The sequence below is a fragment of the Arthrobacter sp. UCD-GKA genome (genome assembly GCF_001863355.1).
Classification (GTDB): Bacteria; Actinomycetota; Actinomycetes; order Actinomycetales; family Micrococcaceae; genus Paeniglutamicibacter.
Genome location: NZ_MOLR01000001.1, coordinates 143540 through 157329, shown reverse-complemented (window position 1 = coordinate 157329; position 13790 = coordinate 143540). Strand labels below are relative to the sequence as shown.

The 13790-nt window shown below is 71.7% G+C and carries 12 protein-coding genes; 5 read left to right on the top strand and 7 right to left on the bottom strand.

Going from position 1 to position 13790, the window contains the following annotated elements:
* Positions 1 to 101: 101 nt before the first annotated feature.
* The 4 genes from BLJ79_RS23195 to ssd are packed head-to-tail and all read right to left on the bottom strand — an operon-like array spanning position 102 to position 4067.
* On the bottom strand, positions 102 to 701 hold the full coding sequence (locus BLJ79_RS23195) for a hypothetical protein (protein WP_083410905.1): 600 nt from the start codon (positions 699 to 701) through the stop codon (positions 102 to 104).
* Entirely contained in the window at positions 698 to 1471 is a 774-nt protein-coding gene (locus BLJ79_RS00715; protein ID WP_139194657.1) for a type II secretion system F family protein, read from the bottom strand. The genes BLJ79_RS23195 and BLJ79_RS00715 overlap by 4 nt, the downstream gene beginning before the upstream one ends.
* Positions 1468 to 2709, bottom strand: a complete 1242-nt coding sequence (locus BLJ79_RS00710; RefSeq protein ID WP_071212753.1) for a TadA family conjugal transfer-associated ATPase — start codon at positions 2707 to 2709, stop codon at positions 1468 to 1470. The genes BLJ79_RS00715 and BLJ79_RS00710 overlap by 4 nt, the downstream gene beginning before the upstream one ends.
* Positions 2706 to 4067, bottom strand: a complete 1362-nt coding sequence (gene ssd, locus BLJ79_RS22705; protein WP_139194656.1) for a septum site-determining protein Ssd — start codon at positions 4065 to 4067, stop codon at positions 2706 to 2708. The genes BLJ79_RS00710 and ssd overlap by 4 nt, the downstream gene beginning before the upstream one ends.
* 162 nt (positions 4068 to 4229) lie before the next feature.
* Here ssd and BLJ79_RS00700 point away from each other — a divergent pair, with 162 nt between their 5' ends.
* On the top strand, positions 4230 to 5945 hold the full coding sequence (locus BLJ79_RS00700; protein ID WP_286135214.1) for a bifunctional 3'-5' exonuclease/DNA polymerase: 1716 nt from the start codon (positions 4230 to 4232) through the stop codon (positions 5943 to 5945).
* Positions 5946 to 5963: 18 nt separating this feature from the next.
* Here the strand turns inward: BLJ79_RS00700 and BLJ79_RS00695 are convergent, their stop codons facing one another.
* From BLJ79_RS00695 to BLJ79_RS00685, 3 genes are read right to left on the bottom strand one after another with little or no spacing between them, the layout of a single operon-like run.
* Entirely contained in the window at positions 5964 to 6680 is a 717-nt protein-coding gene (locus BLJ79_RS00695) for an NUDIX hydrolase (RefSeq protein ID WP_071212751.1), read from the bottom strand.
* A complete protein-coding gene (gene nth, locus BLJ79_RS00690; RefSeq protein ID WP_071212750.1) occupies positions 6677 to 7462 on the bottom strand; it encodes an endonuclease III in 786 nt (261 codons plus the stop codon). The genes BLJ79_RS00695 and nth overlap by 4 nt, the downstream gene beginning before the upstream one ends.
* Before the next feature lie 2 nt (positions 7463 to 7464).
* Positions 7465 to 9267 (bottom strand): hypothetical protein, encoded by a 1803-nt coding sequence (locus BLJ79_RS00685; RefSeq protein ID WP_071212749.1) that lies wholly within the window; start codon positions 9265 to 9267, stop codon positions 7465 to 7467.
* A 406-nt stretch (positions 9268 to 9673) separates the two neighbouring features.
* On the opposite strand from BLJ79_RS00685, the gene acs reads away from it, so the two are divergent.
* The 4 genes from acs to BLJ79_RS00665 all read left to right on the top strand — a co-directional run bounded on the left by acs (position 9674) and on the right by BLJ79_RS00665 (position 13748).
* On the top strand, positions 9674 to 11659 hold the full coding sequence (acs, locus tag BLJ79_RS00680) for an acetate--CoA ligase (protein WP_071212748.1): 1986 nt from the start codon (positions 9674 to 9676) through the stop codon (positions 11657 to 11659).
* A gap of 124 nt (positions 11660 to 11783) precedes the next feature.
* Positions 11784 to 12236, top strand: a complete 453-nt coding sequence (aroQ, locus tag BLJ79_RS00675) for a type II 3-dehydroquinate dehydratase (protein ID WP_071212747.1) — start codon at positions 11784 to 11786, stop codon at positions 12234 to 12236.
* A gap of 53 nt (positions 12237 to 12289) precedes the next feature.
* Positions 12290 to 12598, top strand: coding sequence for an MmcQ/YjbR family DNA-binding protein (locus tag BLJ79_RS00670; RefSeq protein WP_071212746.1), 309 nt, complete (start codon positions 12290 to 12292; stop codon positions 12596 to 12598).
* 154 nt (positions 12599 to 12752) lie between these two features.
* Positions 12753 to 13748 (top strand): DUF2332 domain-containing protein, encoded by a 996-nt coding sequence (locus BLJ79_RS00665; protein ID WP_071212745.1) that lies wholly within the window; start codon positions 12753 to 12755, stop codon positions 13746 to 13748.
* The last annotated feature ends 42 nt before the right edge of the window (positions 13749 to 13790 follow it).

Here is a 13790-nt window from a genome sequence, read left to right as displayed (position 1 = left end):
GGCGCTTCGCCGGGGCGGATGCGGGCTGGGGATAACCGGCGGCGGCCGGCGTGGGCGGCAGGTGCGCTGTCCGCGAGGCGGTGCCGAAAGGTGCGGGGAAGCTAGAAGCGCGGGAGCAGGGAGATCACCACGGGCACCACGCCGAGGCAGATGAAGGCCGGAAGCGCGCAGAGCCCCAGCGGAATCACCAGCTTGATGCCGAACTCGGCGCCGCGGGCCTCGGCCTCCCGGACCCCGCGCTTGCGGGCGGAGGCCGCGGCCGATCGCAGCAGGGCAGCGGCCGGGGCGCCGGAGAGCCGGGTGAGGCGCAGCGCCTGTTCCAGTTCGCGCGCCGGCCCGGCACCCTGGCCCCAGGCCCGTTCCCATCCGACGTTCAGGTCCAGGGCGCGGGAGACCAGCAGCAGCGAGGCGTAGCCCGGGACGTTGGTGCCGACGATGCGCAGCACCAAGCGGATCGGCAGCCCGGATTCGAGCAGCGTGGCACACATTTCCAGCACCAGCGGCAGTGGTTCCGCGGGGCCTTCGGCACCGGCAGCGGCATCGGGACCGGCATCCGCACGATCCAAGTCCGGCGTGCCGTTGCGCCGCAGGAGAGCGGACGGGGTCCGGACCCGGGACGGGCCCTGCGGCAGCGACCCGGAGCCGGTGAAGATCCACACCGCGGCACCCGCCAGGAGCACCGCGAGAAGTGCGGGAATCACGAGGGCACCTTGTTGGTGATGGCCCGCAGCATCCTGCCGCACCACCAGCGGTTGCCCAGCCACAGGCAGGCACCTGCCACCAGCGCGATGCGGCCGGCGGGATGCGTGGTGAGGACCGCCAGCGGGTTGATGCCCAGCAGCTGTCCCAGGCCCAGCCCGATGCCGGGCAGGAAGGTCAGCAGCCTGCTGGTGGCACGCGGTCCGGCGAGCGCGGAGTGCAGGGCCCGATGCATGTCGGCGGCGGATTCCGCGTCTTCGGCGAGGGTGTCGAGCAGTTCGGCCAGGGCCGCGCCTGATTCCTCGCAGATCGCCAGGCACCAGGCCAGGCGCGTCCACAGCCGCCGGTTGCCCAGGTGGGCGGCGGCGTGGGCGGCCAGGCCCTGCTGCAGTGTTCCGCCGGTGTGCACCTGGGCCAGGGCGCGGCTTGCCCCGGAGTAAAGGTCGATGGCGGTGCGGGTCGACCCCCGGGCCCAGAGCTCGGCCAGCAGCCCGAAAGCGGCAGCCGGGCCGGTGCCGGCACGCAGCAGCGCGGCGAGCTGGCGCAGGAACTTCGCGTATTCCTCGGTGTCGGCCGCGAGATCGGTGCGTTCGCGGCGGAGGGTGCGGCGCGCTGGCCGGCGGGCGAAGGCATCGTGCGGCTGGCTTCCCGGGTGGCCGGGCGGCATCGGGAGCCGGTGGCCCCCGGCGTTCCCGCCGCCGAGCCACAGCCAGGCGGCGGCGCCAGCCAGCAGCACGGCCAGGGCGGCGAGCGCCGCGAGGGCCGCGCTCACCACGGGCTCGTTTCCCCGGCGGATTCCAGCCGGGAGCGGAACCAGGCCAGGGTTCCAGGATCGCAGGTGCCGGATTCGTGGATCAGCCGCACCGCCAGCGTCCCGGCATCGGTGAGAACCAGCCGGCCGAGCTGGACCGGCCCCCTGGCCCCGGTGGCAGGGTCGCGCCGCACATGGATCAGCACATCCAGGGCGCTGGCCGCCTGCAGCGCGGTGGCCGCGGCGTCCATCGACGCCAGTGCGCCCATCGCCGCGAGCCGTGCGGGGACCGCAGCCACGGAGTTGGCGTGCAGCGTGCCGGCGGCCCCCTCGTGCCCGGTGTTCATGGCGCCGAGGAACTCGCGCACCTCCGCTCCACGGCATTCCCCGACCACCAGCCGGTCCGGTCGCATGCGAAGCGCCTGGCGCACCAGGGCCTGCAGCCCGATCTCCCCGGCGCCCTCCACGTTGCCGCCGCGGGCCTGCAGCCCGATCAGGTGCGGGTGTGTGGGTGCGAGCTCCGCGGAGTCCTCGACCACGATGATCCGCTGGTTTCCCGGGACCCGGGCCAGCATCGCGGCCAGCAGCGTGGTCTTGCCGGCCCCGGTGCCGCCGGAGACCAGGAAGTTCAGTTTCGCCGCGACGACGGCCTCCAGGGCGGCCAGCCAGTCCGGGTCGCCGACCAGGGATTCCAGCGTCTGGTTGCTCTTGGACTTGATGCGGATGGACAGCAGCGGGCCGCCGGTGGAGATCGGGGGCAGCACCGCGTGGATGCGGTAGTTGCCCAGCGAGACATCGACGAAGGGGGCTGCGTCATCCAGCCGCCTTCCCCCGGACGCGGCCAGGCGCACGGCCAGCGCGCGGATCTGCCCGGGATCGGTGAAGCGAAGCTCGGAGGCATGCAGCCCGGCGCTGCCGTCGACCCACACCCGGCCGGCGGCGTCGACGAGGATGTCGGTGGTGCCCGGGACCTGGGCGAGGCGTTCGAGGACCCCGAGACCGTGGATGCCATCGCTCAGGCTGCGCAGCATCTCGGTGCTGGATGCCGCCCCCATGACGCTGCCCGAGGCGCGCACCGCCGAGGCCAGGTCCACCTCGCTCAGGCCCCCGGTCGATTCCATGGCGCGGCGGCGGATCTCCTCGAGCACCCTCGGGTCGGCGGACTGGTCCTGCGCGGGCGCCGGCGCGGCCCAGCGTCGCCTCCCGCGGCCCGGGGTGCCTGCGGGTGCCGGGTTTTCGGCAGGTTCCGGGGTGCTCATGCCGCCTGCCCCGCTGCCGTCCCGGGTGCAGCACCGGAGTGCTCCCCGAGCCGGGAGACGGCGCGGCGCAGCGGGCGGTGCGCCAGCGCGTTCATCAGCGCCCCGTCCGCGGCACAGCGTTCGATGCGGCGGGACGGGGCGAAGTACCCGCCGAGTTCCACTCCGGTCCTCCGGGCCAGCGCGCGGGTGTCCGTGCCGGGGGCCAGTTTCCCGGTGAGGACCAGCCTCCAGTTCGCGGCCTGCTCCCCCAGCCGCGCCGAGGTTCCCGCCGCGCCGTTCCCGGGGCGTGCGGAAAGCAGCAGCAGCCGGGAGTTGGCCAGCGCGGCCACGGACGCGGGAACCCCGGTGACGTGTCCGGCGTCGACCACGACCCGTTCGTAGATGCGCCGGGAGGCGGCCAGCACCTCGGTGAGCAGGGCCTCGGAGGGCGCAAAGCAGCCCGGGTTCCGCACCCAGGAGAGCACCGCGGTGCCCGCCGACAGCGGGAGGATCTCGGCGAGCTGGCCCGGTGAGAGCTGGCCGCGGGCATGCTGCAGGTCCTCCCAGCCCAGGCCGTCCGGTTCCCTGGCCCGCAGCACCGGCCAGAGCCCGGCCGAGTGCGGGTCGGCGTCCAGCAGCAGCGTCCGGTGCCCGTCCAGCGTGGCCGTTGCGGCCAGCAGGGCGGCGAAGGTCGAGGTCCCGGCCCCGCCGCCGGCCCCGGCAACGATGGTGGTGTGGGCGCGCCCCGCATGCAGGCCCAGCTCACCGAGGTATTCGCCCAGCCATGCGGCGGCCTGCGGCAGCACCGCCACCCGGGCCCCGGGGCAGGTGGCGGCCGCACGCCACAGCACGCCCTGGTGTTCTTCCCCGCCGGTGAGCACCAGCGTGGAGGCGGCAAGCCGGGCATCGATGTCCGCGACGCAGTCCTGCCCCACCAGGATCACCTCGTCGCGGTGTTCGGCCACCTGGGCGGCGTCCCGGCACGGCAGCAGCTGCACCCCCGCACCCACGGCGACGGCGGCCAGCACCTGGGCCAGCTCCACGTCGCGGCTGAACAGGATGCAGCGGGCCAGTTCCGCCGGCCGGTTTCCGGCCGGGCCCGGGGGCCTTGCGGGGCTCATCGGCACGGTGGAATCGGCGGGCGCGACGACGGGCATGACTGCGGGCATGGAGCGCACCGGAAACCCGTCGGGCTCGCCCAACCAGGGCACCGGTGCCGGCGCCGCGGCAGGGCCGGGCCCCGGGACGGCGCCGGGTGCCCGGGCAAACCCCGGTTCCGGGGGCCGTGCCTGCGCCCGGGCCGCCCGCAGTGCCGGAAGCTGCAGGTTCCGCGGTCCCGTCCCGGGCAGCCGGGCCACAAATCGTCTCTGTTCATTCATGCCCCCCAGCGTGGCCGCACGGCACCGCCCCGGTGAAGCCCCCGGCGGCCGAGGGACGGACAACTCCCCGCGGGCACCGACCGGCGGTGTGCGGGAAAGCGGGAAGGCGCGACGGCGGAGGGGCGGACCGGACGGACACCCAAGGAACTGCGAGAATGAAGCGTGCAGCAATTTGCGGTAGTGGCCACCCACTCCATCTCCCAGCCCGAACCCGAAGCCGGTTCCGCCACCGCCGTGGTCCAATTGGTCGACGCGGGCGGCACCGCGCTCATCCCGCCCATGCAGGTCTATGGCGACCAGCTTCCCGCGGTGGTCGCGGAGCTGGAGGCCACGCACAGGCCGCGCTGGGTCTTCGACTCGGTGCATGCCTGGTACCCGGGGCTGGTGGCCGCGGGCGTGCGCATCGAACGCGCCCACGACGTGGGGCTGGTCCGTGCCATCCTGCGCAACGCGCCCTACGCGGTGCCCGGCGAATACCTCTCGGCCCTCGGCCGGGAACCGGATCCGGCCAACGCCGCCCCGGCGCACCTCTTGCCGCCGGCACGGGTGCCGGAGAACCAGGGCGAGCTGTTCTCCGAGCCCAAGGACCGCTCCGGCGCGCTGGAAAACGTGCTCGCCGAGTTCCTGGCCCAGCGCGCCGCGGTGCCGGACACCCAGCGCGGGGCGAAGCTGGGCCTGCTGCTGGCCGCCGAGTCCGCCGGGGCGCTGATCGCCGCGGAAATGACCCATGCGGGAGTGCCCTGGGACGTGGCGGAGCACCACCGGCTGCTGCATGAGGCCCTGGGCCCGCAGGTTCCGGCCGGGGTGCGGCCCCCGCGCATGGAGGAACTGGCCGCGCAACTGCGCACCCTGCTCGACGCCCCGGCACTGAACCCCGATTCCCCGGCCGAGCTGCTCAAGGCCATGAACCGGGCCGGCATCGCGGTGTCCAACACCCGCGCATGGGAGCTGACGGAGATCAAGCACCCGGTCATCGAGCCGCTGCTGGCGTACAAGAAGATCGCCCGGCTGGCCACCGCCAACGGCTACGCCTGGGTGGACCGCTGGGTGCATGGCGGACGCTTCCGCCCCGAATACATCGTCGGCGGGGTGGTCACCGGGCGCTGGGCCTCCCACGGCGGCGGGGCGCTGCAGATACCGCACCAGGTGCGCTCGGCGGTGCGCGCCGATCCCGGCAAGGTGCTGGTGGTCGCCGATGCCGCGCAGCTGGAGCCGCGCATCCTGGCCGCACTCTCGCGCGACACCGCCCTCGCGGCGGCGGCAACGGCCCGGGATTTGTACCAGGGGATTGCCGATGCCGGGTTCGGCGGGGACCGGGCGCATGCCAAGGTCGCGATGCTCGGGGCGATGTACGGGGCCACCAGCGGCGAATCCGGCCGGCTGATGCCCCAGCTCAAGGCCACCTACCCCCAGGCCGTGGGCCTGGTCGAATGGGCCGCGGCCCAGGGCGAGGCCGGGGCGGGCGTGGCGACGTTCCTGGGCCGCGGAACCCCTCAGGCGCCCGAGGGCTGGCTGAAGTCCAGGTCGCGCGCCTCCACGGAGGCCGAGCAGCGCGCGGTGGAGGCCGAGGGACGGTCCCGCGGCCGCTTCACCCGCAACTTCATCGTCCAGGGCACCGCGGCCGAGTGGGCGCTGTGCTGGATGGGCGAGCTGCGCCGCCGGATGAACGCGGGCCGGGCGGCCGGGGTGGACACCGGCGAACTGGTGTTCTTCCTGCACGACGAAATCATGTTGCACGTCCCGGCGGCGCAGGCCCAGGCCGTGGTGGACCTGGTGCACGAGTCGGCCAGGTCGGCCTCCGAGCTGCTCTTCGGCAAGATCCCGGTGGACTTCCCTGTCACCGCGGTCGTCGTCGATTCCTACGACCAGGCCAAGTAGCCTCCGGGCCGGGCGGTGTCAGCTAGAGCGCCGGTCGCCGACGTGGATCGGCACCTCGCGGCCCTCGTCCCAGGGCACGGTCCAGCCCAGGTCGTTGAAGATCCGATCCAGCAGGATCCCGGTGAAGCCCCAGATGAAGCCGCCGTCCACGTCGAAGGCCGGTGCGGAAAAGCGCTGCCCGTCGCGCTCCACGACCGAGGAGACCCGGTTGGCCGGGTCCAGCAGGTCGGCCACCGGGGCGCGGAAGACCGTGGAGGACTCCGCGGTGTCAACCACGAACACCTCCGAGGGTGCGTGCCACCAGCCGATGACCGGGGTGACGATGAAGTTGGTGATGGGCAGCTCCGCGTCGGGCAGCACGCCCAGGATCTCCACGCCGTCCGGGTCCAGCCCGGTCTCCTCGCGCGCCTCGCGCAGCGCCGCGGCGATCGCGTCCTGGTCCTCGTCATCGACCTTGCCGCCGGGGAAGGCCACCTGCCCGGCGTGCTTGCGCAGCGTGTCCGCCCGGGTCACGAAGAGCACGTCCAGGTCCTCGTGCACCGACTTGACCTCGCTGGTGGCCGGCACGTCGTCGAGCCGCCCGAAGAGGATCAGCACCGCCGCGTGCCTGGCCGTCTCCGGGTCCAGCGGGTTGAACACCCAGGTTTCGGGCATCTTGGTCGCGTCCTGGGTTCCGTTGCCCACCAGGTGCGACTTGGCCGCGATCATCTCCAGCAGTTCCGTGCGCACGCTCATGCTTCCAGCCCGTATCCTTGTGCGCGCAGCTCCCGGCGGGTCGCCCCGGCGCGCATCTTTTCCAGCAGGTCCTCGCGCCCCGGCGCCAGCTCGTACTTGAGCAGCTTGGCGGCCTTGGCCTCGTCGGTCTCGCCCTCCCCGTAGGCGGGGCAGAGCGTGGTCAGCGGGCAGGCGCCGCAGGCGGGCTTGCGGGCCAGGCAGATGCGCCGGCCGTGGAAGACCACCCGGTGGCTGAGCATGGTCCAGTCCCTGGGCTCGAACAGCTCTGCCACGGCGTGCTCGATCTTCACCGGGTCCGTTTCCGTGGTCCAGCCAAAGCGCCGCGCAAGGCGGATGAAGTGGGTGTCCACGGTGATCCCCGGGACCCCGAAGGCGTTGCCGAGCACCACGTTGGCGGTCTTGCGCCCCACCCCGGCCAGCGTGACCAGGTCCTCGAGCCGTGCGGGGACCACCCCGTCGTATTCGTCGACGATCCGGGTGGACAGGGCCAGCAGCGAGGTCGCCTTCGCGCGGAAGAACCCGGTGGGACGGATCAGCTCCTGCAGCGCCTCCGGCTCGGCCTGGCTCATGGCCAGCGGATCGGGATAGGCGGCAAAGAGCGCCGGGGTGATCGCGTTGACCCGCACATCGGTGGTCTGCGCGGAGAGCACCGTGGCCACCAGCAGCTCGAAGGCGTTGGTGAAGTCGAGCTCCGCGACCGCGTACGGGTAGGTCTCGGCCAGGATCCGGTTGATCTTCCGCGCCCGGCGCTTGCGCCCCAGCGCCGTCTCTTGCACTGCCATGCCTACTTGTCCGGGAATTGCAGGTCGTCGAGGTCGCGCAGCACCGCGGGGCGTCCCTCGGCGAGGTTGATGAGGTACTCCGTGCCGCGGTCCTCCAGGCACAGGATCCATTTGCCGGGGTTCAGCGTCGCAAGCATGGTGCCGTTGACCGGGTGAAAGACCGGGCGCGAGTGGTTCAACGCGAACCAGAAGCTGGCGGGCTCCGGATCGGCCGCGGCAACCTCGGCCCGGGCCCCGAAGGACGACTCGGCCTCGGCCTTGGCGCGCTCGGCGGCGGCGCGGCGCGCGTCGATCTCGGTGCGCGAGATCGCGGCCGTGGCCTTGATGTCGCCGGCCCGCGGAACGGCCATGGTGGCCGGGTTCGGGTTTCCGGCCGCCGGGACGGCGGATTCCGCGGCGGCGGGCTTTGGGGCGGCAGGCTCGGCGGCAACGGGCGCGGAGTCGTTGGCGGGCTTCGCCTCGGCTGCTGCTTCGTTCGCCGTCTCCGGATGGATTGCGGCGTCCGCGCCTGCGGCCTCCGCGAGGTCCCGGCCGGCTTCGGGGGCGTCCTTGCGGCCAGCGTTCGGGCCCGGGGCGGCCGGTTCCGGCTTCCGGGTCGATGCAGGTTCGGCCGTGCCGGTGCCGGACTTGGCTGCGCCGGCCCCGGGCATCGGGTCGTTCACTTCAGCGGCATTGCCGTCACCCGTGCCGGGAGCCGTCTTTGCGTCCGGGTTCTCGTTGCTGCCGGTCGATGGCTTGGAATCGGTTTCCGTGGCCTGTGCGGCATCGGCAGCCTCGCCCGCTTCCGGGGACTTGGCGCTGCCCGGTTCCGGTTCGTTGGCCGAGGCCCCGGCGCGGGAACCATTGACGATGGGGGCTTCCGTGGCTGGTGCCGGAGGGGTGTCCTGGCCCGGGGCCGGTGCGTCGGTGTCGGACGCGTTGGATCCGGAGGCCGGTGCCCGGCCGGCATCCTTGGTGAACGGCGCGTGGTCGGTCTTGTTCGCTGCGCCAGCAGTTGCGCCATCCGTGGCGCCGGTGGCCGATGCCGAAGCCGGGGCGGATGCTTCGGAAGAGGCGGCTGCGCTCGAGGCAGCAGCAGCGGCTGTGGACGCACCGGCTGCGGACGCGCCGGCCTTCTGTGCCGGAACCGCAGCAGGTGCGGCCCCGCGGCGTGCCTCGTCCTTGCCCGTCACCGGCATGCCCGGGCGGTTTGCCCCGTGGGCCGCCGGGGCAGCCGGGGCAGCCGGGGCACCGGCGCTGCTGGCGCCGAAGCTTTCCGGCTCGGTCGACGCGGCGGCTGCGGACGGTTTCGCGGCCGGAGTCACCGCCGCCAGGACGTCGGAACCCAGCACCGTTTCGCCGCCGGAAACGAAGTCGCGGCGGAAGGCCCCGAGGTAGCTGGCCAGCGTCGTGCCGGCGATCATGGCCAGCGCCCCGACGAGCCCGATCAGGTAGGCCGGGGACATGGAGGCCACGTAGGAGTTGAAGAAGTAGGCGGCGGCAAACAGCGACACGACCGATCCGGCCTGGTCAAGGCTCAGCGACCCGATGCGCACCCGGGTGCGCCCGGTGAGCCGTCGCCAGGTGAACCCGGCGGCGACCAGCAGCGGCAGCAACAGCGAGACCAGCAGGTGGAAGGGCAGGCCCGGGAAGATCCACATGTTCACCGAGACGGCCTTGGTCCACGGGATGGGGACCAGCGAACCCACCAGCACCAGCAGCCCGCCGAGGATGACGAACCCGTCGCGCATCGTCAGCGGCCCCAGAACAGCCTTGGGCGTGCGCCCTGGCGTCGAACCCTCTGCCTTGGTATGCACCTTGTCCATGTGAAGACCCCGCTTCTTGTTCGTGTTTCTTCCTTGGCCCTGCATCGGCGCCCGGACGGCGTGCGCTTCGACCGGTTGCGCCTTGTAGTCAAGGCTAGCTACAACCCTATCCGTGCCGCCGTCCAACGGACGCGATTCGGCGCACCGCGAATACCGGCCGTGTTACGCCATCGTCCGCCAAGGTCCTATCCGGGTTCGGCCCGACGCCCCGGCGGCGCCGTTCCCGGGGAGGATTCCGGGGTCCGAAGGCTTGGGCGCCGGCAACCATTGATCGTGAATATTTGCCGCTCAACGCACAATCACCACCCCTCCACTGTCATACTTGTGACGGGTCACACTGGGGGAAGCCCCGCGGCTGTAACCTGAATCACCAGACCCCACTTTAGTTGTTGGAAGGACCAAAACCGTGTCGGACACCCATACCTCCACGCTTGACAACCTCTCGCACGAGACGCGTGCCTTTGCCCCGAGCGCCGAGTTCGTGGCCAATGCCATCGGCAAGCCGGAACAGTACGAGGCGGCCAACGCCGACCGCCTGGGCTACTGGGCCGAGACGGCCCGCAAGGTGCTGACCTGGGACACCGACTTCACCGAGGTCCTCGACTGGTCCGGCGCCCCGGTGGCCAAGTGGTTCGCCGACGGCAAGGTCAACGCCGCCTACAACGCGCTGGACCGCCACGTCGAAAACGGGCTCGGCGACCGGGTGGCCATCCACTTCGAGGGCGAGCCGGGCGACACCCGCTCCTACACCTACGCACAGCTCACCACAGCAGTGAAGCAGGCGGCCAACGCCTTCGAGTCCCTCGGCGTGGCCAAGGGCGACCGCGTCGCCGTCTACCTGCCGATGATCCCGGAGGCCGTGATCACCATGCTGGCCTGCGCCCGCATCGGCGCGATCCACTCGGTGGTCTTCGGCGGCTTCTCCGCCGACGCGCTGCGCTCCCGCGTCGACGACGCCGAGGCCAAGCTCGTGGTCACCGCCGACGGCACCTGGCGCCGCGGCAAGCCCTCGGCCCTGAAGCCGGCCGTCGACGAGGCCCTTGCGGCCCCCGGCCACACCGTGCAGAACGTGCTGGTGGTCAAGCGCAACGGGCAGGACGTCGCCTGGAACGATTCGCTGGACAAGTGGTGGAGCGATGTCGTTGAGACCGCCTCCACCGAGCACACCGCCGTCGGACATGAATCCGAGCACCCGCTCTTCGTGCTCTACACCTCCGGCACCACCGGCAAGCCCAAGGGCATCATCCACACCACCGGCGGCTACCTGGTCCAGGCCGCGGCCACGCACCGCGACACCTTCGACCTGCACCCGGAGTCGGATGTGTTCTGGTGCACCGCCGACATCGGCTGGGTCACCGGCCACACCTACGTCACCTACGCCCCGCTGATCAACGGCGCCACCCAGGTCATGTACGAGGGCACCCCCGATTCCCCGCACCAGGGCCGCTGGTGGGAAATCGTGGCCAAGTACGGGGTGACCATCCTGTACACCGCACCGACCGCCATCCGCACCTTCATGAAGTGGGGCCGGCAGATCCCCGATTCCTACGACCTGTCCTCGCTGCGCCTGCTCGGTTCGGTGGGCGAACCCATCAACCCCGAGGCGTGGATGTGGTACCGCGAGGTCATCGGCTCCAACAACGGTGCCAACGGGGAAAAGAAGGAACACCCGACGCCGATCGTTGACACCTGGTGGCAGACCGAGACCGGTGCGCACATGATCGCCCCGCTGCCCGGCGTCACCGCCACCAAGCCCGGCTCCGCGCAGACCCCGGTCCCCGGCATCACCGTGGACGTGGTCGACGAGGCCGGTGAATCGGTGGGCAACGGCGAGGGCGGCTTCCTGGTCATCCGCGACCCGTGGCCGGGGATGCTGCGCGGCATCTGGGGCGACATGGACCGCTACAAGGAGACCTACTGGTCCCGCTTCGAGGGCATGTACTTCGCCGGGGACGGTGCCAAGAAGGACGAGGACGGGGACATCTGGCTGCTGGGCCGGGTGGATGACGTCATGAACGTCTCCGGGCACCGCCTGTCCACCACCGAGATCGAATCCTCCCTGGTCGCCCACCCGTACGTGGCCGAGGCCGCCGTGGTCGGGGCCAAGGACGAGACCACCGGCGAGGCAGTTGTCGCATTCGTGATCCTGCAGATCGAGCCCGAGGCCGGCGAGGACGTCGTCGCCACGCTGCGGGCCCACGTGGCCAAGGACATCGGCCCGATCGCCAAGCCGCGCCACATCCTGGTGGTCCCGGAGCTGCCCAAGACCCGTTCGGGCAAGATCATGCGCCGCCTGCTCAAGGACGTCGCCGAGGGCCGCGAGGTCGGGGATTCCACCACGCTGGCGGACAACACCGTGATGGCGCAGATCGCCGACTCGATGCGCAAGTAGCACCGCGCCACCCGCCGGCGGGCGGGGGGAAGGCCCACGGGCCGTCCCCCGCCCGCCGCGTCATTTAACGCAAACCCGGCTTGCCGCCGCGGCCCGCCCCGCCCCGGTTGCCTAAGCTGGAGGCATGAGTGAAAAAACACCTGCGCGCATCCTGGTCCTCAACGGCCCGAACCTGAACCTCCTGGGCACCCGGGAACCGGAGATCTACGGGCACGAGACCCTGAAGGATGTCGAGGAGCTGTGCCGTGCCGCCGCCGCGCAGGCAGGCTTCGAGGTCGAGTTCCTGCAGTCGAACCACGAGGGCGCGCTGATAGACGCGATCCACGCCGCCCGCGGGCAGGTCGCCGGCATCGTGATCAACCCCGGTGCCTTCACCCACACCTCCATTGCCCTGGCTGACGCCATTTCCGGGGTGCAGCTGCCGGCCATCGAGGTGCACATCTCCAACGTCCACAAGCGCGAGGCGTTCCGCCACCACTCCTACATCTCCCCCGTGGCCGCCTCCATCATTGTGGGCGCGGGCGTTAACGGCTACGTCCTGGGCGTGCAGCAACTGATCCACCTCGCCTCCCGGTAGCCGGGTCCCCCGGCCCCTGTTCGAGATGCCGGCCGGCTGGGTAGTGTGTGGAGATGAGCACCGAAGACGACGTCCGCCGGCTGTGCCTGGCCCTTCCCGGCGTCACCGAAAGGATGAGCTGGCAGCGGCCGGCCTGGTTCGCCGCAACGCTGATGGCCCGCATCTGGGACGACGGCGTGCTCACCGTCAAGACCGCCGAGCGGGAGGCGCTGGTGGCCATGGAACCCGGTACCTATTTCTGGACGCCGCACCATGAACGAACACCGTTGCTGGTGCTGCTGCGGCTCGAGCTCGTCGATACCGCGCAGCTCCACGAGCTGCTGGTCGAGTCCCACCGGCTGGCCGGCGGCGCCCGCCGATGAGGGCACGGCTCCGGGCGTGCACCGCGCCGGGTCGGTGCCCGGATCCCTTCGCGCCGGAAACGACCCCCTTGTGCCACGGGGTGGTTCCGGGCGAAGCTGGAGACGAACGCAGCATCCCAGGAACCCGTTGGATCCGGCGACGTGAGGCACGAACGTGAGCAACCAGGCAACGGAAAGCACAGCTTCCCTCTACCGTGACTACGCGCGCCGCTGGTTCCCCGGCCACAGCGAGCTCTATGTCCAGTGGGCAACGGGCCTGGCCACCAGCCCGGAATTGCTGGCCTTGGTTTCCGCGCTGCCCGAATCCAAGCGCCAGCCGAACCTGGTCTTTGCCTCCGCCCGCTTCCACGGCTGCCCCGACGAGCCGTTCGGGGTCCTGGAAGGGTACCTCGCCGCGCATTGGTCAGGGATCCGCGCGGTCATCATGACCCATGCAACCCAGACCAACGAGGCGGCACGTTGCGCCACGCTGCTGCCGGCGCTGGGACTGGTCGCCGCCCAGGAGCAGCGTCCGCTGGCGCTGATCGAGGTCGGCCCCTCCGCCGGATTGTGCCTGCTGCCGGATTTGTACTCGTATTCCTACGACGGGGCCGCGCCGTTCGGGAACGGATCCCCGCTGCTGCGCTGCTCGACCACCGGCAATCCCCCGCTGCCGCGGCAGCTGCCGGAGATCGCCTGGCGGGCAGGGGTGGACCTGAATCCGCTCGACGGCACCGATCCCGACACCGTGGCATGGCTGCGGGCCCTGGTCTGGCCCGGGCAGGCAGAGCGCCTGGAACGGCTGGATGCGGCACTGGGCACGCTGGCCGCGTTGAAGTCCGGTGCCCTGCAGGCCTCGGCCGGTCCGCCGCTGTTGCTGGCCGGGGACCTGAACGAATGCATCGCCGACCTGGTGGATGCCGCGCCCAAGCACGCGGTTCCGGTGGTCATGCACTCGGCGGTGCTCGCCTACCTGGACCAGGCCCAGCGCGTCCGCTTCGCCGACACCGTCGCAGCGCTGGGCTGCCGTTGGATCTCCAACGAGTCGTTCTTCATGGATGCGGAGAACCAGACCAGGGCGGGGGCCGACACCAACTACTTCACCCTGGCCCTGGACCGGGTTCCGCTGGCCCGCACCGGTCAGCACGGGTCCGAACTCCACTGGCTCTGACCCGCGGCGTTTCCGCCGGGCCGGGCCCTGGCCGACATGGCC